The following is a 20,836-nucleotide window of genomic DNA, read 5'->3' as shown; positions in this document are numbered from 1 at the left end:
AAGATCACATGCCCCACGCTCCTCTCGAAGAGGGAGATGTTTTTATAAATTACCACGGCTTACCCGCAGAGGAGTAATAGAAAGAATGATACAAAAGTACTATTTTTTTCCTTTAAGGCCTACATGTTTCGCCTGATGACGCCCCGGATCGAAATTCTTGCGGGAGCCATCGGGCCAGATGACTTCGGCAGTCGTTCCTTCGGGAACGGAAAGGGTGGCCTGTATCTTTTTACCTTTGCGTTTCAGCGACACCTCTATCTTGCCGAAATGCGTATCTACTGTAGCAGAGGCTTCGGTCAAAGTGCCCATTTGGGGACAAACCTTGAAGGAACGAAAACCTGGAGAGGTAGGTTCTATACCGCACACTTTCTGACTCAGCAACGTAAGAGGGCCACCACTCCATGCATGGTTGATCGTACCACCTCCGAAACCGTCCGGACCGATTCCCCATCCTTCGAACAAGGTCGTATATTCAGGATAATCCATCATTTTCGCATAGCGTTGCTTCATCCTCTCTAAAGCAAAGGCCGGTTCATTCATTTGGAACAAGGCTTCGAGCACATACTTTTCCATATAGGGACTGGCATGGCATTCCTTCTTCAGGACTTTTACCAGAGCAGGATATTTATCAGCGGAAGCTAAACCGGAAACGACAGCCATCGCCTGTGCACGGTCGTCCGTTTCTCCCTTATAGCCGGGAGAGCGATATGCTGATCCTGTCCAAAACTTTGTGTCGAAGCATTTCCCTATACTGTACATCATACGGCCGATCTCATCGGCATCGGCTGTTTTTCCAAGTTGGAGGGCAAAAGCTTTCTCTGCTTTCAAGGCCAAATAATACCAGCAATTTACCAACACGCCCATATCGATGTTTTCTCCCCAGTCACCCCAGCTCCAATCGCCGTCACGCTCGATAACCAGGCCGCTCTTATCTACTTGCCATACTTCGTGCAGATAGTGGTGCATTCGGTCATAAATACCGGCGACAAAGCTACTGTCGCCACTATAATAATACTGGGTATAGAAACCGTACCAACCTACCGAAGCCAACATTTGCAATGGCAACTCTTTCCGCCAGTTACCAGCCGGGGCCGGAGCGAAAATCACACCGTCTTCGCGTTGCCAGTTCATCAGTTCGTAGATGCCTTTCAGCGCCAGTTTATGGCTAGAGGGAGAAAGGGCATAGAAAGCCTCGCCCAATTCGTTCACCTCGTCACCCCACCATTGCGCCCGTTCGCGGTCCGGACAGTCCATATAACTATCGCGCATCGTTATATATAAGGTGCGGGCCGAACGTTTCCAAAGTTCGTTCATGAACGGATCATTGCAACTGAAAGAACCTGTAAATTCGGTATCGTAACCGGTCTCCCGGAATTTCACATCCAGCACCTTCACGCCTTCCGGCAGGATATATTGCATCTCGTGACCGTTCATCCAGCCTAAACTCTCATATTCCTGCACGCCGTCGCGCGTGACATATTCAGCGCGGACGTTGTATTGAGAACCGCCCTCATAGTTGTCCGTCCGGATATGGATCACCTTGCCGGCAGGAGCTTCCACTTTCAGATAAGGAGTCACTTGGCTGTTATAAGGCAGGCGACAATAAAGCGTATCGCCGGCAGACGACCGGCGGACACTGACATACGGTTTCAAGCCATAGTCTTTCCATAGGGGTACCGGACGCTCGACCAATTTACCTAAAGGGGCGACCCCGACAGACGAAATAATTTCGGCATTCGGCATCTTGCCTGTGTAGCCGGGCTGATTCCAGCCGGACATTTCCATCCTGGCATCGAAACGGATATTGCTTTCCGGCAAACGATAATTCGGATAGGGCGCCTCAGTATCCTGATAGGCATCATATACGGTGCATTGCCAGCTCTTGTCGGAAACGATCTCGACACCAGGAGCGACAGCTTCAAACAGCAAGGCAGCCAGACCACTGTTCACATGACTGAATCCGCTTTTACCGAAATGCCAGACCAGCACAGCAATCGTATTCTCGCCATTTTGCAAATAAGGAGCTATCTCTACCGGATCGTAGTAGGTGTCATACGGAGAAGGTCCCCGTTTAAGCCCGCCTTCAAAGACGACCAGGCGACCGTTTATCCACAACCAATATTTGCTATCGGCAGCGATGCGAGCGGTAAGAGTTTGCGGAACCTTGTCTATATGGACGGTTTTACGGAAAGCCAACCAGGTGTTCGTCTCGCTCTGACAACGTTCCGTATTGATCCAATGGGCTTTCCAGCCGGATTCAGCATGGCCGGAAGCGATACATCCGATTAACAGTAACAACAGAAAATAATGTTTCATGGTATTCTCGTTTAATAAGTTTTCACATGTGTACCAGACCCGACTGTTTCCGTCTTATCGCCGACACGGATATCCGCCGTACAGCCGGACGGGATCGTCACGGTAAGAGTAACTTTGCCTCCCTCCCGTTTCCATTCGCTCGAAATCAAGCCCCGTACAGAATGATACTCACCTTTCGCCCAATTCACTCTTTCCACGAAATGAGGCGTAATCAGAATATGGCGGAAACCTGGTTCAACAGCATCGTAGTTGATACCAGCAAGCTGATTCATCATCCAAGCAGAGACATCTCCCATAAAGACATGATTCAGGGAGGCGTCGCGGAACTCAGGACTTAACGTCCAGGTTTCAGGCAACGTCGTATATCCCATCGTTTCCACCCAATAGCCCCAAGAGGGAGCTTCCGTCTTCGTAATCATCTTCATAGCATCCTCGACATAGCCGTAGCGGGTCAGCATGGCCGGAACAGACTTGCTTCCGAGCAGGCCGAAATCGAGGAAATGGTTGTTGGCACGCACGACCTCGCAAAGTTTATCGGCGACCAACTGCTCCTTACCTTCCGGTACGATTCCTAAATAGAGGGCAATCGCCTGTGCCGTCTGGGTTCCTTCAGCATAGACCCCCGTTTCGGGATTGAAGAACTTACGGTTGACCAAGGCCTTCAACTCGTCGGCTCTCTGCCGATAAGGGGCGGCATCTTTACCCAACAGTCCGGCGAAACGGGCCATCAAGGTGTAATCCAAATAATAATAAGCGGTAGAGGTATAAGTGTTATTGGTCGTAGACTTCCAGTACACCCAATCTCCTAAACCGAAGGTCAGGTAACCACCGTCCTTCTCTTTTGCTTTCAAATAATCCAAATAGCGCAACATCGTAGGATACAGGTTCTCGATACTGCGTGTCTCACCATAATAATTATACAAAGCATTTGGGATGATAAACATGGCGGCATCCCATACCGGGCCGGGCCATTCACCATATCCCCAGCCGCTGGAGGGGATAATACCGGAGATCTCACCGGCTTCGCGCTGGTTATCAATGAAGTCGTTCATCCATTTCTCATACAAGGTGATGGCGTCGAAACCTAACAGGCCGAGGTCGATTGCTACATGTGCATCGGCCGTCCAGCCGTTCTTTTCACGCTGCGGGCAATCGGTCGGAATACTGTGCAGGTTGCTACGATAGGCTTCCATTGTCGCCTTCCATATCTTGTTCAACAACGGATCGGAGCAGGAGAAGGAGCCTACGGGCTCTACCGCTGTGTGCATGAACAGTCCGGTCAGACTCTCTTTTGTCAGGACTACGGGAGCCGAACTTTCAACTTCCACATGCTGGAAACCATGATAGGCGAATGAAGGCATAAAGATTTCCTCTTCACCTGTTCCTTTCAGTGTGAACACATCCATCTGGAAAACCTCTCCCGGTTTCACAGGATGATAATAGACATCTATATTTCCCTGTTCCAGACGACCGTCTGTTTTCAGCAACTCTCCATGCTTCAAAGTGATCCGCGTACCGGGAGCACCTTTCACCTTTAATCGGGACAGACCGGCAAAATTCTTTTCGAATGAAAATACATAAAGTTTATCGCTGAACTTCTTCATCGAGACAGGCTGCAATTCTTCCGTAATCCGGATACCCGGCATCTGCTGGGCGGCCAATAAGGGAGCCGGAGCTTCCGTAACTTGTACCGGATCCCACTTGCTGTCATCGAACCCTTCCGCGTTCCAACCATTTTCTTCCAACGTGGCATCGTATTTGTCACCGCTGTAGATGTTGTTATAGGTATAGGGACCGGTCGCGGTACGCCAACTTTCATCGGTGGCGATGACTTCAGTCGTACCATCGGTATAGCGTAGGCGCAATTCACAGAGCATCCGGGGACGGTTACGCCAACGGGCAGTCTCGAAATTCCAGACAGCTTTGGATTGTACATTGTGCCAGCCGTTACCCAAAACGGTAGCGATAGCGTTGCCACCCGGTTTTAAAAGAGAGGTTACATCATGTGTCACATATAGGATACGTTTGTCGAAATGCGTATAGCCCGGATCAAGATAGTTCTCTCCTACCCGCTTACCGTTGATAAACAAATCGTAATAACCAGCGGCAGCCACATACACGCGGGCTTCTTCAATCTCTTTTCCCAATGTAAAAGCTTTGCGGAACATGGGGGCCGGCTCGAACTCCTTATCGTGACTGTCGGTTATCCATTTTCCCGACCAGTCGGACGACTTGAATTTGGCAGTCTCGAAAGTAGCCGTTTCCGAAGTCTCGCAAATGTCTCCATCCTGATCCCATACCGTCACATTCCAATAGTAACGGGTATGCGGTTCCAATGTCATATTATCGGTATACGGTTGCAGGTTATCCGGCGAGGTCCCGATACGGATTTCCGAACGGGAAGCCAAAAAGTTCTTCTCACTTCCTTTGTATTCCCAAGTGAAACGGGGACTTTTCGTATCCAAACCGATCGGTTCGCGCAGGTATTCTGTTCGCAGGTTCACCGGAACCGTAAGCTCGTTTTTACCTTTGCAACCCATCAGCGAGAAGAAGGCAAGTGAGCAGATCAACAGCGTGTTTTTTTTTACCATATCTTTATCTGATTTGATTATCGTACAACTTTTACTTCGGACGGAGCATCGATCCGACTCCGTACTTTCCCGTCAGCGCCTTTTTCGTGACGGATAGTGATCACACCGTAAGGAGTCGGGAACGTTCCTTCCACCCACTCCAAGTCACCTAAATGCGGTGTGATCCGGACAACGCGGCAACCCGGCTCCACAACCTGGACACCCAACACATATTCACTCAGCCAGGAAGTCGGACCAGAAGCCCAACCGTGACAAAGGCTATGGCGGAAACCTTTATAACAATAAGCCCCGTAATCGCCATGAATATCTTTCTTGCCTACCGGAACCAATTCATCGATGCGAGAAGCGCCGGGCAACCAGTCTAAGTTGAAATCTTCCCAAAAAGTAGTTGCACCCAAATCGAGCATCGCACCCCAGAATTGACGTATCACGTCGATCGCCCCTTGATAATTGCCGGCAGCAGCCATCGCTCGAAGCATATAATAACCATAAAAAGTAGAGAATCCATGCCCTCCATTAACTGCGAGATATCTCCGATCGGCCTCTTCCGGCTTCATCAGTCCGGCCAACGCCAACAGGGAAGCTGCCTGTTTCGATCCAGGAGCATCCGGAGCAACACCTGACTTCAGGAAAGGTTTTATCACCTTCGAAGCGGCCTTGGTCATCCTGTTTCCTACAGCCTCGCATTTTGCCGCCAACGCATCTTCGCCCAACACCTTACAAAGTTCGTTTCCGGCTTTCATCGCCTGTAGCATCAAGGCTTGCAAGCCGGCATCGATGGCAACCGGATTTTCACTGGACGGCCAATCGAGGAAACGTCCTCCTCCGTCGAGCTTCTCGACGCCGTCGTCACCGACTTTGGAGATCAAAAGACGGAGCAAACCGGTCAAATAGTCTTTCTGTTCCTTCAAGTAAGCCAAGTTCCCCTGATAGTAATACCAGTCGCGCTGGATCAGCAACCACCAGATGGAGTAACTGCACATCCCGTTCATCCAGCCAGGCAACGGCGTTGCATCGCGGATAAAATCAAGGCTTTTCGGTATCACCTCGTTATATCCGAAAACAGTGTTGACCGTCATCACTTCCGGATGCAAATCACCAATCCAGACCAAACGGTCACGTTTGATGCCGTCCCAAATATACTCCTGCATATTCAAATGTACCGTATAAGCACCAGTCTGCCAAATCCGGTTCAGCCGTTCGTCGTTGCAACGAAATGAGCCTTTATATGGGATGTCCCGAAAAACGGAAATGGCACGTATTTCTTTAATATGCAATTCGACGGAATCGTCCAAAAGATCAATCCGAGCAAACCGAAACCCAGAATTACCCACTTCCATAACCCCCAACCAGGGTAGGCGAATAGTAAAATCGCGCATGGCATGATCGTTGGAAGCACCGTTCACCCCATCTATATCGCACATGGCTTCACTTACCGACTCACCCAAACGGATCCGGACGGCGACTGGTTCGTGCGAAGCCGGCATGCCGGTTACTATTTGCAAGCCGCCTTGCAGTTCTTTTCCAAAATCAAGAAGGATGGCAGGATGCTGCCGGTCGGTGCTCGAAAGCTTACAGATGTTATGATTCACAAGATTGGATTGTCCGTTTCCAGAAAGAAGCAAATGGTTTGCACCCTGTATCAACTGGCTTTCCTGTTGCCAGACAATGCGTGCGGGAGGTAGATATTCGCGTACACGACTATCGCGCTGCCGGGCGGACAATGATACGGCAAAGAATAGAGATATAAGAATAAATAATGTTTTCATGGTATATGGTATTTATATGAATGATGATTTACCGGTGTAGTGACAAACAAAGCTATACCTCGTTGCTATAAACACACCTATAAATCATCATTTACGATCGTAACCTATCACAAACCGAAGGCCGGAACCAAATCATCCAACTGCTTGTCAGTCATGCCGGCGGGTTCGTATCCTGCCATGCGTGCGCTGAAATAGATTTGGGCGGACTTGCTTAGCGTGTCGATTGCGTCAAAACATTCGATCAGGTCTTCACCGACTGCCAAAATACCATGTTTTTCCCAGAATACGACATCGTGCTTTTCCAATTGTTTAATGGTTGCACGTGCTAAATCCAGTGTCCCAGGTATTTCATAGGGAACAATACCGACTCCTTTCGGGACAATGATACGACATTCGGGAATCATGCTCCACAACGTACGGGTGATGACATCCGAATCCAAGAACGGTTTACAATGCGTCATGCCGATCAGGTCGGTCGGGTGCGTATGCAAAACGACTCTGTTATCACGGCCCAGGCCACGCAGATAATTATGCATCATCAAGTGCGAAGGCAACTCGGAAGTAGGCAAAATCAATTGTTCAGCAATAATATCATAACTTTTTCCATCCCCGGCGATACGGATCAGGGAACCGTTGGCCAACGGTTCCTGTGCTACATAACGCATCCGCTTTCCTGTACCGGTGACATAGAAAATATGTCCGGCAAGAGCGGTCATCGCTTCTTGTAAAGGAATAGCCGGTCCCAGTGCGGGAAGTGCTTTTTCGACATCGTTCATCAAGTCGGTCAGGTTTACGGAAATGTTACCACCGTTACGTTCCGCCCATCCTTTTGTCCAAAGATAGCCGGCCACTTCAGCGATACGGCCAATCTCGGCCATCAATTTTTCATTGTTTCTGATTGTTTTCATTTTACTTATATATCTTTTTTATGAGGGACACGCCCCCAGCTCAAAATTGTTCTTCACCCGGCAAAAACAGACAAGCACGGGAGCTTAATTTCATACCTATGGAAATTAAGTTCCATACCTATCGAACTAACGTCCCATGCCTATCCATTTCCAATCCGATCATTATCTTAAATCAAATTAGGCAGCAAAAGTGAGAATATCAGGAGACACATGCCGCAAACCAAAACGACGATCGTCTGCCGGCTCACCCCTTTCCACTCTTTCAAGATAATGCCCCACACATTGCTGAAGATCACATTCAGCGACATCAAGATGCTCCATGAAAAGGCCAGCATCACCGGAGATTCGGCAAAATAGCTCTTTCCCATTCCCAACCCGAAGAATTGCGAATACCACAAAACACCTGCCAGCGCACAAAATAAGACATTATTCAGCAAAGTACCGCCTGATACGGAGAAATAATCTCTCCCCGTCTCGTTCCTTACATTCTGGAAAAGGCAATAAGAGGCGTTCGTGATAAAACCCCCGATCGTCACCAACAGGATGACCGGATTCAGTGCGAACAATTCGCTTGCGCCGGACTGTTTCGCCTTCTCAAGGATCGGAGCGCCGGATTCCAGGCCCAGATTGAAGCAGGCACTCATCACACCGGCCAAAAGAGCGACAAGCAAACCTTTCGTCAACGCGAAATCCTTTACAGCCGCTTTCTTTTCCTCCTCGGTCATATTATGGGCGCGAAGACTTCCAGCATACCCGATCACGGCGATACCGGCAAGCGTGATACACACACCGATCAGCAAGACCAGGCCATCGCCATGGAACAAATCCGTTCCGCCAAAAACTGCCGGGAAAAGCGTCCCGAAACCGGCACACGTTCCAAGCGCGATACTCTGGCCGAGCGCAACCCCCAAATAACGCATGCTCAACCCGAAGGTCAACCCGCCGATCCCCCACAGGATTCCGTAGATAACGGCCCCCGCAGCTCCGCCGGCACTCCACAGTTCCAAGAGGCTGCTCCCATTGGGAATGGCAAGCTGCGCTCCTAAGAATGGGAAGACGAGCCAGGCAAAAATGCCTTGCACCAACCAAAAACTTTCCCAACTCCAATCCTTGACTTTGTTGATCGGAACGTAGGAACTGCTCTGCCCGAAACTACCGATTGCGATTATGATCAATCCGATGATTATTTCCATATATGTTATTTTTAGAGGGCGAACCTGTGTGTTCGCCCCTAAGGTTAACGTTTACTTGTTACTTCCGCTTCGTATTTTTCTATCTCGGCGATATAATCCTCACCTACCGGGACGTCGTTTTGCAGGCAGAACATATCCCAAACGGCTGTCCACGGAAGGCTCTTCATTTCCTCCTGCAGAGCTAAACGCTGGAAATATTTACCTTCGGCTTCGTACTGCTGCAAAGTTGCCGACGGTTCGAGAAGGGCTTGCATAAAGGCCTTCTGCGTTGCACGGCAACCGATCACGTACGCCCCGATACGGTTGATCGTTGCATCGAAGTAGTCCAAGCCGATATGCACACGGTCCAATGCCTTGCAACGGATGATTTCGCGTGCCAGATCGAGCAGATCGTCGCTCAAGATCACCACATGGTCGCTGTCCCAACGAATCGGACGGCTCACGTGCAACATGATCTCCGGTGTAAAAAGAAGCAGGGCCGAAACCTTGTCGGCGATACTTTCCGTCAGATGGAAATGGCCCGTGTCGAGCGTCACAATCTTATTCTTCTTCGCACCGTAGCCCAAGTAAAAATCATAGGAACCGACCGTATAACTTTCCAGACCGATGCCGAACAGTTTTGCCTCGATACAATCCTTCATGTTCTTATATTCAGTTGCAAAAATCTCGTCGAGCGACTGTTCCAGTATCTGACGATATTTGAGACGGCTGGCGGGAACTTCTTTACTGCCGTCGTGAATCCACAGGTTCATAATACAGGGATCGTCCTGGTATTTGCCCATCTCCTCGCTGATCCAGCGGCAGCGTTTCGTATGTTCGATCCAGAAATTGCGGATCGCATCGTCGGGATTCGCCAACGTCAGGTCGCCGCTCTTCGGATGCGAAAAAGAAGTGCTGTTGAAATCCAGCTTCATCCCGTTCTCTTTCGCCCACTGCATCCAGCTCTCAAAATGAGCAGGTTCCACTTCGTCACGGTCGACCTTCCTGCCCTGGAAGTCGCCATATATTTCATGCAGGTTCAAGCGATGTTTACCAGCGATCAGAGAAGCCGCTTTCAAGACATCGGCACGCACTTCGTCGATCGTGCGGGCACGTCCCGGATAGTTGCCTGTCACCTGAATTCCGCCCGTCAGCGAACCGCCCTGGTTCTCGAAACCACTCACATCGTCCGCCTGCCAGCAATGCATCGAAAGAGATATCTTCTGCAATTTGTCCATTGCCTCCCTTACATCCACACCGACAGCTGCATAGCGTTCAACAGCTGCCTCATACGCTTGTCTGATAATGTTTTCTTTTGTCATGGTCTTATTTTTTTGAGGTTACAGATTTATATTTCCTAAAAGCCTCTTCCCACTCTCCACTACCTTCCGGCAGAAAGACAGCCGGCGAAAGGAAAGAGTTGATCAAACGGCGCATCTTCCAACGGTCGGCCACCAATCCCGCCGCCCTCGCCTGCACCATGCAGTTGCCGATTGCCGTCGCCTCCGAAGGCCCTGCCACAACCGGCATGTTTATTACATTTGCCGTAAATTGATTGAGAAGATTATTCATCGAGCCTCCCCCGATCACATGCAATTTGCGGATCGGGAAAGGAGCCATTTCGGATAACAATGCCAGCACCTCCTTATACCGGAATGCCAGACTTTCAAAAATACAGCGGATAAACTCGTCGTCCTCGACCGGTTCGGGCTGCTCCGTCTCGCGGCAATAAGCCTTGATTGCCTCCGTCATGCTCGGCGGATTGGCAAAACGCGGATCGTCAGGATTCACAAAACGACGGAAAGGCGTCGCCCGTTCCGCCATCTTGACTATCGCCGGATAGGAATAGTCGCGCCCGGCCTTCTCCCACTCTTTCCGACACTGTTCGAGCAACCACATCCCGGTAATATTTTTCAGGAAACGGGTCGTCCCGTCTATACCGCCTTCGTTCGTAAAGTTATGCAGGAAGGATTCTTCCGAGATAATCGGTTCTTCCGTTTCGATCCCCATAAGGCTCCATGTGCCGCTGCTAAGATAGGCAAACTCCCGGTCCGCCGCCGGAACAGCCGCGACAGCCGAAGCCGTGTCGTGGCCGGCAACTGCTATGACCGGCACTTTGCCGATCCCCGTTTCCCGTGCAAGCGCATCGGTCAGCTCCCCGACAAAAGTTCCCGGCATCACTACCGGACGCATAATGGACGGAGCTACCCCTGCCGCTTCCAACAAGGACGCTTCAAATTCCTTCGTCACCGGATTCAACAGTCCGGAAGTGGAAGCATCCGTATATTCACAAACCTTTTTACCCGTCAACAGGTAAGAAAGCAGATCGGGCATAAACAGTATCTCTTCGGCAGCCTCCAACGGCCCGAAACCTTCCTTTTTAGCCCTGAATAACTGGAAAACACTATTAAAATTCATGATCTGTATACCGGTAAGCCGGTAGACTTCCGACCGGGGAACACGCTGGAAATATTCTTCCGGCGCACCGTCCGTATAAGGATCGCGATACGCACGCGGTAGCCCCAACAGTGTGCCGTCTTCCGCCAGATACCCGAAATCCACCCCCCAAGTATCGATCCCGATAGAGTCCGGGAGCAGGTTCCGGCGTGCACAAATCGTAAGGCTTTCTTTCAAGGCATCATATAACCGGTATATGTCCCAGTAATATTTCCCATGCAACTCCATGATCGCATTCGGGAAACGGTGAAGTTCCTGCATTTCAAATTTGTCACCAACCAAAGTGCCTAACACGGCACGTCCACTGGTCGCTCCTATATCAAAGGCTAAAAAGTTATATTTCTTCATGGTACAACAAAGTTGTTTGTTTTATGATTGCAAAAGTAAACGGTAAATTACTATCTTTGCTTTTGAAAATGATTTTAAACCTTTCAAATCTGACAGAGGAGATGGAGAAACGACTAAGCGATCAATTGAGATACCTGACGATAAGTGCGATAGACGAAGAGTGGGGAATTGTCGTCACGACCGTCGGTTACCAGTTTATTCCCCCGAAAGGGAACTATCCTCTTTCGAAGCATCCGGACAATTATAACTTCAAGCCACAGACCGGACGAATCCTGAACGAATACCAACTGGTCTATATCACGAAGGGAAGCGGTTACTTCTCTTCGCAATCCTGCAAGATGCAAAAGATAAACGCCGGCACGATGATCCTGCTTTTTCCGGGAGAATGGCACAGCTACTATCCCGACAGCGAGACAGGCTGGGACGAATACTGGGTCGGTTTCCGCGGTGTCCACATCGACCGGCGCGTGGAAAAACGCTTTTTTACCCGCGAGGAACCGTTACAGCACATCGGGCTCAGTGCGACGATCGTCGGACTATATGAAGACATACTGAAATTCGCCTCTCAGGAAAAGACGGGCTACCAGGAGATGATTTCGAGTATCGTCCTTCATATATTGGGTACGGTCTATTATAAAAGAAGAAACAACTCCTTCACGAATACCTACGTTGTGGATAAGATCAACGAAGCCCGCATCCTGATGAAAGAGCAGGTGGAAAACCCGCTGACACCGGAAGAAATAGCTTCCCGCCTGGGGCTCGGCTACTCCTGGTTCCGCCGTATGTTCAAAGAATATACAGGCGTATCGCCCGCCCAATATCAATTGCAGCAAAAACTCCTGAAGGCAAAGGAACTGCTTACCAGCAGCAGCATGAATATCTCGGAAATAGCCTACAGTCTCAAATTCGAGAATGCCGGACAGTTCTCCACCTTCTTCAAGAAGAAAGAGGGCGTGACACCGTCGGAGTTTCGTGAACGGGCGCACTGAGGAATTAAAAATTAAGAATTAAGGGGTGAGTTGGAAGGTGATTTTTTTGTTCATCATATAGTTGACTGCACCATAGATAAACAATCCTAAGAACTGGGCGAGATATTCGTTCAAGTCAAAGATTTCCACCATGATAAGCAAAGCGAGGAATTGGGAACAATAAGCACATCCGAAAGCGATCAGAAAAAGGGGAATCTCACGGCGAAACTTACCGGTGCGGGATGAAAATATCCAATATTTGCTCCAGAAGAAATTATTGATCTGCGCAATCACATAAGCGGTGATATTGGTAGCGATATAGTTACAACCAAGCTTGTCCATCATCAGCCAGACAATCAAGACCGTAATTAACGCATTCAGCGTACCGACCAGTATAAACCGCATCACGCGCACCATATTTTTAGATTGTATGACCAAGTGTATTTCTTGCTGTTTTGTTCTTTGATATCTGAAATTCCGGTACAAATATACAGGATAATATGCAAATATCCATGCAAAAAGTCACAAAGTATGGCGAACAACCCGTATCTTTACCCCATGAAATATTTATTGTTTTACATAATCAGTCTGTTATCTCTCACCGCCTGCATCCACGAGGAATTGCCGCCTGAGGGTGGCTTTGCTTTGGAGGAAGGCGACCCGTTACCCGAATTCAGCATTTCCAATCCGGATGGAACGGTATCGAAAAAAGACTTGGAAAATAAATTTGCCCTGATTATTTTCTTCAGTACGACCTGTTCCGACTGCCAGAAGGCCTTCCCGGATATTTCCACTTTATATCATACATACAAAGACGATCCCTCCGTCTGTGTGCTTCTGATCGCACGTGGAGAAACCGAAGAGCAGGTAGCGGCCTATTTCCGGGAACATCAGTACAATATGAAGTTTTTCGCCGATCCGGACCTGAACGTCTACTCCCTCTTTGCCGACAACACCATACCCCGCGTATTCCTTGCCGACAAGGACGGTACGATTATCCTGACGCAAACGGAAAAAGTAGATGCGGGATTACTGATATCGGGCGGAGTAGAACCCCACCCCTACAAGCCTGAAAAATCTTAACATTTAATGCTCAACTGACGTAATACATCACGAATCTTTTCGAATGTGGTGATACGGGTCGGAACCAAAGGCAAGCGTAATTTATTTTCAATAAAGCCCATCGCATTCAGCATGCTCTTCGCTCCCGCCGGATTACCGTCGATAAACAGCAAACTGAACAGCTCCGTAAAACTATGGTGGATCGTGCGAGCGCTATCGTAATCACCAGCCAATGCCAGACGCACCATACGGCTGAACTCACGCGGGAAAGCATTGCCGATTACGGAAATCACGCCGACAGCTCCCAACGTAATAAGCGGGAAGGTGATACCGTCGTCTCCTGAAATCACATTGAAGTTCGCCGGTTTGTTCTTGATGATATCGTCCATCTGGGTGATATTGCCGGAAGCCTCCTTGACTGCAATCACGTTCTTGAACTCACGGGCGATACGCAGCGTAGTCTCGGCCGTCATATTCACACCGGTACGTCCCGGAACGTTATACAGGACTATCGGTAACGTAGTCGCCTCCGCAATCGCTTTATAATGCTGATAGATTCCTTCCTGGGATGGTTTGTTATAATAAGGTACGACAGACAGGATCGCATCTATACCGTCAAAATTATCGTTTTTCAACTTCTCGACAACCGAACGCGTACAGTTTCCGCCAACCCCCAACACGATGGGAATGCGTCCGTTTACCTTCGTCACGACCAAATTGATTATATCCTTCTTTTCTTCTTCCGTGAGTGTAGGGGTTTCAGCGGTGGTACCTAACACAACCAGATAATCGGTTCCATTCTGCAACTGATAATCTACGAGCCGGGCCAACGCCTCATAGTCTACACTTTCATCTTCTTTAAAGGGAGTGATCAACGCCACACCCATTCCTTTTAAATTTATGTCTGCCATGATAATAATTGTCAATTGTCAACGGTGCTGCAAAAATAAGGAATTTATATCATTTTGAGCGTATCGCCTGCAAATAAAATAATATATGTTCGAATAAATGCTTGATATCTTCACGCTCTGTTACCGATATGGACAAATCATACAAATCTATATCGGCATGCTTCACTCCCACCTTGAATCTGCAAGGATGCTGTAGCATAAGATATTGCATCGGGTAGCAATCGGGGCGCGTAAGATCGATCAGGATATCTGCCTTGACCGTCTTGAACCGTTCCAGGACGACATCGGAAGGAACCTGCCAGACGTTCACATCCTTCTTGGCATGGACCGGGATGCACGAGGCATCTGCCTCCGGATCGCCGGTTACATAGACACAGGCCTGCACCTTCTTGTTCTTCTTACGCAGGACGTCCAGACAAGGCTCGACAAGCTCGCGATCGTTTGCCTGATAAAGGACCAGGATATGGCCTGCGTCTTCCAGCGCACAAAACTCATGCTTGCGGCCGGCAGCCCCGGAAGCTAAAGACTGCACTTTCTTTTTAATAAAATAATTCGTCAGTCTCATTCCGCTATCATATTTAAGAATTCGTCTTCGTTTATAATCTTCACACCCAACTTGGCCGCCTTTTCGAGCTTGGCCGGTCCCATATTATCTCCCGCCAGGATATAATCGGTCTTACCGGACACCGAGCCGCTGTTCTTCCCGCCATGCTGCTCGATCATGGCCTTGTACTCGTCACGGGAATGCTTGGCGAATGTCCCGCTGATAACGATGCTCAAGCCTTTCAGCTTCTCGGAACGGTTGGCCAGCTTTTCTTCGGCCACGGACATCTGCAACCCATACTCCTTCAAACGGTTCACCAACGTCCTGTTACGCTCGTCGGCAAAGTAAGCGATGATACTTCGGGCGATCCGCTCACCGATCTCGTCCACGGCAGTCAAGTCTTCGAAAGAAGCCTGTTCCAACTGCTCCATCGAATGGAAAGCGGATACCAGGCGTTTTGCCACCGTTTCACCCACAAAACGAATCCCCAATCCATAAAGTACCCGTTCGAAGGGAACCTGTTTGGATTCTTCGAGGCTCGCCATCAGGTTACGGGCGCTCTTGTCAGCCCAACGTTCCAAGCGCAGCAGATCGGCTATTTCCAACGTATAGAGATCGGCCGTGTCCTTGATATAGCCGGCTTCGTACAAATCTTCGACTGTCTCCGGCCCCATATTGATGTTCATGGCCCTCCGGGTGACGAAATGCTCGATCTTTCCCTTGATCTGGGGAGGACAGCCGGCTTCGTTCGGACAATAGTGAGCCGCTTCTCCTTCAGGACGCATCAACGGTGTCCCGCATTCGGGACAGGAACGGATGAAACGGACCTTATCGCCCACCAGCAAACCGCGGGCTTCGACATCGACACCGACAATCTTCGGGATGATCTCGCCGCCTTTCTCCACGAACACCTTGTCACCCAAATGCAGGTCGAGCCCTTCGATAATATCCGCATTGTGAAGGGAAGCACGCTTTACGGTCGTTCCGGCCAGCAATACCGGCTCCAGATTGGCAACCGGAGTGACGGCTCCTGTCCGCCCGACCTGGAAAGACACGGAGTTAAGGCGCGTCACGGCACGTTCGGCCTGGAACTTGTAGGCAATCGCCCAACGTGGGCTTTTGGCCGTGAATCCCAAATTGCGTTGTTGGCGCAATGAATTCACTTTCAAAACGATCCCGTCTGTTGCAACCGGCAGGTTCTTGCGTTCGACATCCCAATAGGCGATATAATCGTATATATCCTCCAAGCTGTTGCATACGCGGATCACATTCGGGATCTTGAACCCCCATGAACGGGCCGCCTCCAAATTATCGAAATGCGTTTCCGCCGGCAGCTCCTCTCCCAACAAATAATAGAAATAGGCATCCAGCTTACGAGCCGCCACGACAGCCGGGTTCTGTTGCTTCAGCGTACCCGAAGCAGCATTGCGCGGATTGGCAAAAAGAGGCTCCTCCTGTTCTTCACGTTCCTTGTTCAAGCGGTCGAACTCGGCCCAGGGAAGCAAGATCTCCCCCCTTATCTCAAATGTTGCCGGGTATCGGTCGCCCATCAGTTTCAAAGGGACCGAACGGATTGTCTTCACGTTGGCCGTCACATCGTCGCCACGTGTCCCGTCGCCACGCGTCACGGCTCGGACCAGACGTCCGTCCTCGTATGTCAGGGAAATGGAAGTTCCGTCATATTTCAACTCGGCAACAATCTCGAAAGGCTCGTTCAGGTCACGGGCTATGCGCTCGTAAAAATCCTTCACTTCATCTTCCGAATAGGTATTGCCCAACGAAAGCATCGGATATTTATGCACTACCTGTTCAAACTCTTTGGAAAGGTCACTCCCCACCCGCTGGGTCGGCGAATGAGGATCGGCATATTCGGGATGCGCCTCTTCAAGGACCTGTAACTCCTTCATCATCTCATCGAACTCACGGTCCGATATCGTCGGTGCCGAGAGCACATAATAATTATAATTATGTTGCTCCAGCGCTTCGCGAAGTGCTTTTATTTTATCTTTTACCACCATTTTTTCAGTTGAAAGGTGAAAGTTGAAAGGTGAAAGTTGAAAAGAAAAATTCATCACTTTCAACTTTCACCTTTCAACTTTCAACTAATATATTAGTTCTACATTATCAATCCACATCGTATTGCCCGGTGAGCCGATATAGGCTCCGCCGTGGCTGGAAGTAAACTGCAGGACGATATGAGTCGGCAATTCACCTTCCGCCGCCCAGCCCACTTCCTGAATAGGGACGCTTTTACCCTGGCTGTTCAAGGCATAACGCTCTTCCACCTGAATCCGCATATAAGGCTTATACTCCGGATGCTTCGTAATATCGCCGTACAAGATAGGGTAGGTCGCATCGTTCACCCAACCGTTGCTGGATTCCGTATAACGCTGCACCATTGTCCCGACACGTTTGGAATAAATATTTCCATCTTTATCTTCCCAACGTTTCTGGAGCAAAAGAATGGCTGCGATCGAATCCTGTCCGGCAACGGTCGTCTTGCGGCTGAAGCCGGTACTGCGGATACGGTCCTTTTCCGGAGCCAGCTTCACCTTATAGTCAAAACGCAAAGCCTTTGGCTTCTTGGTAAACGCCACTCCGCTGTTCAACATGGCCTGCGGGTTCTTGGTCCCCTTGATCGGTTCGTGCACCGTTCCGAGAAAAACAGAACCGGCGGCTACCACTTCGATATCGACCAAGCCGAAAACCTTCACACTTTCCATGCGTGTCTCCAGACGTGCACACCAACCGTCATCCCGTCTTTCAGGGAAGACAGATGTATTCGTCTTCACCACACCTGCCACCTTCGCCATCACGTTGGAGTTCGCCCACGGCGAACCGCCTCGGTTCGTATAGGCTGTATTGCCGATGATCGTATCTGTCGGCCCCAGCTCGTAAAGATGCTTCGTATTTCCTCCAATAATGCCGGATTCATGTATCTCGCGAACGACCCAATGATCCATATCTCCAAAACTGAACGGCACTACGTGCTCTTGGGAACTGACAATTGACAATTGACAATTGACAATTCCCAAGAGAAAGAGGAATTTTGCTTTCTGTTTCATTTCAAATTCTGTTTTTTCTAAAATCCCTAAGTCGGCAAAGCCGGCAGAGCCGACAATTGTCAATTATAAAGAATATCCCCACTCCTTGAGAGCCATTCCCCAATTTTCTTCCACAAGCCGTACCGTGCGGTCGTCATACTTGTATTGGTTCTTCTTATAGCCCTTCTTTTTCCCGAGGTATTTCTCGATTTCAGCTTTAGACTCTTCAAAGCCGGGGAGGTTTAATTTCTTGTATATATCCTCTGTCATGGCGAAAGCATCCTGTTCGAAATCCTCAAACTTCACCTCTACCAGGTTTCCTTCGGGTATCAGATGCTTTTGTTCTTCATATTTATAGAACAAACGGCGGTATACTTCGATAAAATTGCTTTCGATCTGCTCGTTGGAGATGTCCTGCAAGCGGAGTGGCTGGATCGTATTGGTAAAGAAGCTGCGCGTGCTCTCGAACACCGTATACGGATTTCGTTTCAGATAGATAAATTTAGCATTCGGGAACATTTCCACCAAGGTCTTCACACGTCCCGTATGAGGCGGATTCTTGCTCAAGAACTGACTTCCTTTCGTATTCCAGAGGGAAATCTTGATCAGTTTGAGGAACGTTTCCTTAAACACTTCCCGCTCATGTTCGCTGATATTGTCGAAAAGCAGATAACGGTCGCAATATTCGAGCATATGCTTCGGGAAGAACCAGAAATTATAATACGTGTAAGGCATCATATTTGCCAAGGCAAATTCCTCTTCCTGGGGAAGATCCACCTTCAACTCCATATTATCGGTCGGACGCTTGTCGGGCATCAAGAACGCCATGTTCTTCTTGAAGAAAGGCTGTCCCCAAAGCATCAGGTTCGGAAATACGGTCTGATAGGTCGTATTGTAGCCGAAATGCTTGTCACACGAGAAGACATTGTGCATGAATGTCGTCCCGCTACGCCAATGTCCGAGAATGAACACCGGGTCCATCTCCAACGGCTTGTCCGCAATCTTACGGTAACGCGCATCTTCGAAGGGTTGCAACAGGCTGAGCAGGCGGCAAACGGATTTAGTCAGGAAATATTTATTACGAAATCCTTTGTCGATCGTTTTATTGGCTGTCACAGCCTTGAACGTTTTCCAGTCAGCACCCACTAAAGTATTGATCGGTAGTTTGTCAAATTCCAGTAATCCCATACCTTATTTATTTTCTGTTATACACTTGACGGAAACCCCTTGCCGTTCGAGCTCTTTACAAACGGAACGGATAGCTTCGTAGTGCTCGGGGCCGATACCCAATTCCGGAAGATTCAGTACAGCCAACGCGTCTTCCGTCACCATGTCGCGAGCATCTACCCGGTCGATAATCATACCGACAGCCGATGTATTGTTCGTGATCGGGTCGATCAGGATAAAGGCGCCTGTCTGTTTGTTCTTCTGATACGGATCGAAGAACAGTTCCTTTCCGGTCGTGAAGACGACACGGGCGATCTCGTTCAGCTTCATCGGCAAATCGTCAGTTGTCAGTTTTCCATTGTCAACCGACAACTGTTCCATCGTATTGACATTCACTTTATAACGGATGCTGTCCACACGGGCGCGTGTAAGATTGGTCGTATGCTTGATATAAAACTGCTTGCTTGCGTCCATCGGTTCTTCGTCCATCCACACCAGCATAGCCTCGAAGTTACGGTCCGCAATCGGCAGGTTATCCGGATGGACGAGCATCTCACCGCGTGAAACATCGATCTCGTCTTCCAGCGTGATGGTGACGCACTGGGGAGGGAATGCATAATCCAGCTCTCCGTCGTATGTCACGATACTTTTCACTTTGGATGTTTTCCCGGAAGGCAAAGCCATCACCGTATCGCCTTTACGAACGATGCCGCTGGCCACTTTTCCGCAGAAACCGCGGAAGTCCAGGTTCGGACGCAGGACATATTGCACCGGATAGCGGAAATCCTCGAAGTTGCGGTCCTGGTCGATCGGAACCGTTTCGAGGAAGTCCAACAACGACGGCCCTTCGTACCAAGGCGTACGGTCGCTCTTCTCCACCACATTGTCGCCATCCAGAGCGGACAGCGGGATGCAGGTGATATCCGGGATATTCAACGGAGCGACAAACTCCTTATAATCGGAAACGATCTTGTCGAAAATATTCTTGTCGAAATCAACCAGGTCCATCTTGTTGACCGCCAGCACCACATGCTTGATACCTAAGAGCGAAACCAGATAGGTATGGCGGCGCGTCTGCGTAATCACTCCCGTGCGGGCATCCACCAGGATGATGGCAAGGTTGGCAGTCGAACCGCCGGTGATCATATTGCGGGTGTACTGTTCGTGTCCCGGAGTGTCGGCAATGATGAACTTACGGTTATTCGTACTGAAATAGCGGTAAGCCACATCGATGGTGATCCCTTGTTCGCGTTCGGCTTTCAGGCCGTCCAGCAACAGAGCGTAGTCGATATGGTCGCCGGCATTCCCCATGCGCTTGCTGTCGCGTTCGAGGGCATCCAGCTGGTCTTCGTATAACTTTTTGCTGTCAAACAACAAACGACCGATCAGCGTCGATTTGCCATCATCCACCGATCCGGCAGTCAGAAAGCGAAGCAAATCCTTTTGTTCATCTCTATCGAGGTATTCTTTTATATTTAATGTTGCCATATATTTTAAGGTGAAAGATGAAAGATGAAAGGTGAAAGTTGAAAATAGTGACGCGAAGCCACTTTCAACTTTCAACTCTCCACTTTCAACT

Annotated in this window: 16 protein-coding genes; 2 read left to right on the top strand and 14 right to left on the bottom strand. The window is 49.4% G+C overall.

Annotated elements, in window-relative coordinates; translation table 11 throughout:
* Window positions 1-99 precede the first annotated feature (99 nt).
* The 7 genes from BHV83_RS05200 to BHV83_RS05170 form a co-directional block, all read right to left on the bottom strand.
* Window positions 100-2,316 carry an alpha-L-rhamnosidase-related protein gene (locus tag BHV83_RS05200; RefSeq protein ID WP_005638203.1) on the bottom strand — a complete coding sequence of 739 codons (2,217 nt, stop codon included), beginning with the start codon at window positions 2,314-2,316 and terminating at the stop codon, window positions 100-102.
* An 11-nt stretch (window positions 2,317-2,327) separates the two neighbouring features.
* Entirely contained in the window at window positions 2,328-4,907 is a 2,580-nt protein-coding gene (locus BHV83_RS05195; RefSeq protein ID WP_005638205.1) for a family 78 glycoside hydrolase catalytic domain, read from the bottom strand.
* Window positions 4,908-4,924: 17 nt separating this feature from the next.
* On the bottom strand, window positions 4,925-6,676 hold the full coding sequence (locus BHV83_RS05190; protein ID WP_286756633.1) for an alpha-L-rhamnosidase-related protein: 1,752 nt from the start codon (window positions 6,674-6,676) through the stop codon (window positions 4,925-4,927).
* 107 nt (window positions 6,677-6,783) lie between these two features.
* A complete protein-coding gene (gene rhaD / locus BHV83_RS05185) occupies window positions 6,784-7,584 on the bottom strand; it encodes a rhamnulose-1-phosphate aldolase (RefSeq protein WP_005638209.1) in 801 nt (266 codons plus the stop codon).
* A gap of 167 nt (window positions 7,585-7,751) precedes the next feature.
* Window positions 7,752-8,777, bottom strand: coding sequence for an L-rhamnose/proton symporter RhaT (gene rhaT / locus BHV83_RS05180; RefSeq protein WP_022322173.1), 1,026 nt, complete (start codon window positions 8,775-8,777; stop codon window positions 7,752-7,754).
* Window positions 8,778-8,821: 44 nt separating this feature from the next.
* A complete protein-coding gene (locus tag BHV83_RS05175; RefSeq protein ID WP_022322174.1) occupies window positions 8,822-10,078 on the bottom strand; it encodes an L-rhamnose isomerase in 1,257 nt (418 codons plus the stop codon).
* Between the two features lie 4 nt (window positions 10,079-10,082).
* Entirely contained in the window at window positions 10,083-11,561 is a 1,479-nt protein-coding gene (locus BHV83_RS05170; RefSeq protein ID WP_286756629.1) for a rhamnulokinase, read from the bottom strand.
* A gap of 101 nt (window positions 11,562-11,662) precedes the next feature.
* On the opposite strand from BHV83_RS05170, the gene BHV83_RS05165 reads away from it, so the two are divergent.
* Window positions 11,663-12,550 (top strand): AraC family transcriptional regulator, encoded by an 888-nt coding sequence (locus BHV83_RS05165; protein ID WP_036657699.1) that lies wholly within the window; start codon window positions 11,663-11,665, stop codon window positions 12,548-12,550.
* A gap of 18 nt (window positions 12,551-12,568) precedes the next feature.
* On the opposite strand, the gene BHV83_RS05160 is transcribed toward BHV83_RS05165, so the two are convergent.
* The gene (locus tag BHV83_RS05160) at window positions 12,569-12,934 is read right to left on the bottom strand and encodes a GtrA family protein (RefSeq protein ID WP_005642918.1); all 366 of its coding nucleotides are present in this window, start codon (window positions 12,932-12,934) and stop codon (window positions 12,569-12,571) included.
* A gap of 126 nt (window positions 12,935-13,060) precedes the next feature.
* Here BHV83_RS05160 and BHV83_RS05155 point away from each other — a divergent pair, with 126 nt between their 5' ends.
* Entirely contained in the window at window positions 13,061-13,612 is a 552-nt protein-coding gene (locus tag BHV83_RS05155) for a TlpA family protein disulfide reductase (RefSeq protein WP_005638224.1), read from the top strand.
* Here BHV83_RS05155 and dapA read toward each other — a convergent pair.
* From dapA to cysN, 6 genes are all read right to left on the bottom strand, one after another.
* On the bottom strand, window positions 13,609-14,502 hold the full coding sequence (dapA, locus tag BHV83_RS05150; protein ID WP_005638226.1) for a 4-hydroxy-tetrahydrodipicolinate synthase: 894 nt from the start codon (window positions 14,500-14,502) through the stop codon (window positions 13,609-13,611). The two genes, BHV83_RS05155 and dapA, sit on opposite strands and share 4 nt — an antisense overlap.
* A 49-nt stretch (window positions 14,503-14,551) precedes the next feature.
* Window positions 14,552-15,067, bottom strand: a complete 516-nt coding sequence (locus tag BHV83_RS05145; RefSeq protein ID WP_005638228.1) for a DUF6913 domain-containing protein — start codon at window positions 15,065-15,067, stop codon at window positions 14,552-14,554.
* Complete coding sequence (gene ligA / locus BHV83_RS05140) at window positions 15,064-17,064, bottom strand: NAD-dependent DNA ligase LigA (protein ID WP_005642908.1); 2,001 nt, start codon at window positions 17,062-17,064, stop codon at window positions 15,064-15,066. The genes BHV83_RS05145 and ligA overlap by 4 nt, the downstream gene beginning before the upstream one ends.
* Window positions 17,065-17,148: 84 nt before the next feature.
* Window positions 17,149-18,111 carry a PCMD domain-containing protein gene (locus BHV83_RS05135; protein WP_005642906.1) on the bottom strand — a complete coding sequence of 321 codons (963 nt, stop codon included), beginning with the start codon at window positions 18,109-18,111 and terminating at the stop codon, window positions 17,149-17,151.
* A 63-nt stretch (window positions 18,112-18,174) separates the two neighbouring features.
* Window positions 18,175-19,278 (bottom strand): cholesterol-responsive sulfotransferase, encoded by a 1,104-nt coding sequence (locus BHV83_RS05130; RefSeq protein ID WP_005638233.1) that lies wholly within the window; start codon window positions 19,276-19,278, stop codon window positions 18,175-18,177.
* Window positions 19,279-19,281: 3 nt separating this feature from the next.
* Window positions 19,282-20,745, bottom strand: a complete 1,464-nt coding sequence (cysN, locus tag BHV83_RS05125) for a sulfate adenylyltransferase subunit CysN (RefSeq protein ID WP_005638235.1) — start codon at window positions 20,743-20,745, stop codon at window positions 19,282-19,284.
* Window positions 20,746-20,836: the final 91 nt, after the last annotated feature.

The sequence above is a fragment of the Parabacteroides sp. merdae-related_45_40 genome (genome assembly GCF_001915675.1).
This window is presented reverse-complemented; position numbering and strand designations above follow the sequence as displayed.

Coding starts and splice junctions, on each gene's coding strand:
- BHV83_RS05200 (WP_005638203.1), bottom strand. CDS start 2,316: ATGAAACATTATTTTCTGTTGTTACTGTTAATCGGATGTATCGCTTCC.
- BHV83_RS05195 (WP_005638205.1), bottom strand. CDS start 4,907: ATGGTAAAAAAAAACACGCTGTTGATCTGCTCACTTGCCTTCTTCTCG.
- BHV83_RS05190 (WP_286756633.1), bottom strand. CDS start 6,676: ATGAAAACATTATTTATTCTTATATCTCTATTCTTTGCCGTATCATTG.
- rhaD (WP_005638209.1), bottom strand. CDS start 7,584: ATGAAAACAATCAGAAACAATGAAAAATTGATGGCCGAGATTGGCCGT.
- rhaT (WP_022322173.1), bottom strand. CDS start 8,777: ATGGAAATAATCATCGGATTGATCATAATCGCAATCGGTAGTTTCGGG.
- BHV83_RS05175 (WP_022322174.1), bottom strand. CDS start 10,078: ATGACAAAAGAAAACATTATCAGACAAGCGTATGAGGCAGCTGTTGAA.
- BHV83_RS05170 (WP_286756629.1), bottom strand. CDS start 11,561: ATGAAGAAATATAACTTTTTAGCCTTTGATATAGGAGCGACCAGTGGA.
- BHV83_RS05165 (WP_036657699.1), top strand. CDS start 11,663: ATGGAGAAACGACTAAGCGATCAATTGAGATACCTGACGATAAGTGCG.
- BHV83_RS05160 (WP_005642918.1), bottom strand. CDS start 12,934: ATGCGGTTTATACTGGTCGGTACGCTGAATGCGTTAATTACGGTCTTG.
- BHV83_RS05155 (WP_005638224.1), top strand. CDS start 13,061: ATGGCGAACAACCCGTATCTTTACCCCATGAAATATTTATTGTTTTAC.
- dapA (WP_005638226.1), bottom strand. CDS start 14,502: ATGGCAGACATAAATTTAAAAGGAATGGGTGTGGCGTTGATCACTCCC.
- BHV83_RS05145 (WP_005638228.1), bottom strand. CDS start 15,067: ATGAGACTGACGAATTATTTTATTAAAAAGAAAGTGCAGTCTTTAGCT.
- ligA (WP_005642908.1), bottom strand. CDS start 17,064: ATGGTGGTAAAAGATAAAATAAAAGCACTTCGCGAAGCGCTGGAGCAA.
- BHV83_RS05135 (WP_005642906.1), bottom strand. CDS start 18,111: ATGAAACAGAAAGCAAAATTCCTCTTTCTCTTGGGAATTGTCAATTGT.
- BHV83_RS05130 (WP_005638233.1), bottom strand. CDS start 19,278: ATGGGATTACTGGAATTTGACAAACTACCGATCAATACTTTAGTGGGT.
- cysN (WP_005638235.1), bottom strand. CDS start 20,745: ATGGCAACATTAAATATAAAAGAATACCTCGATAGAGATGAACAAAAG.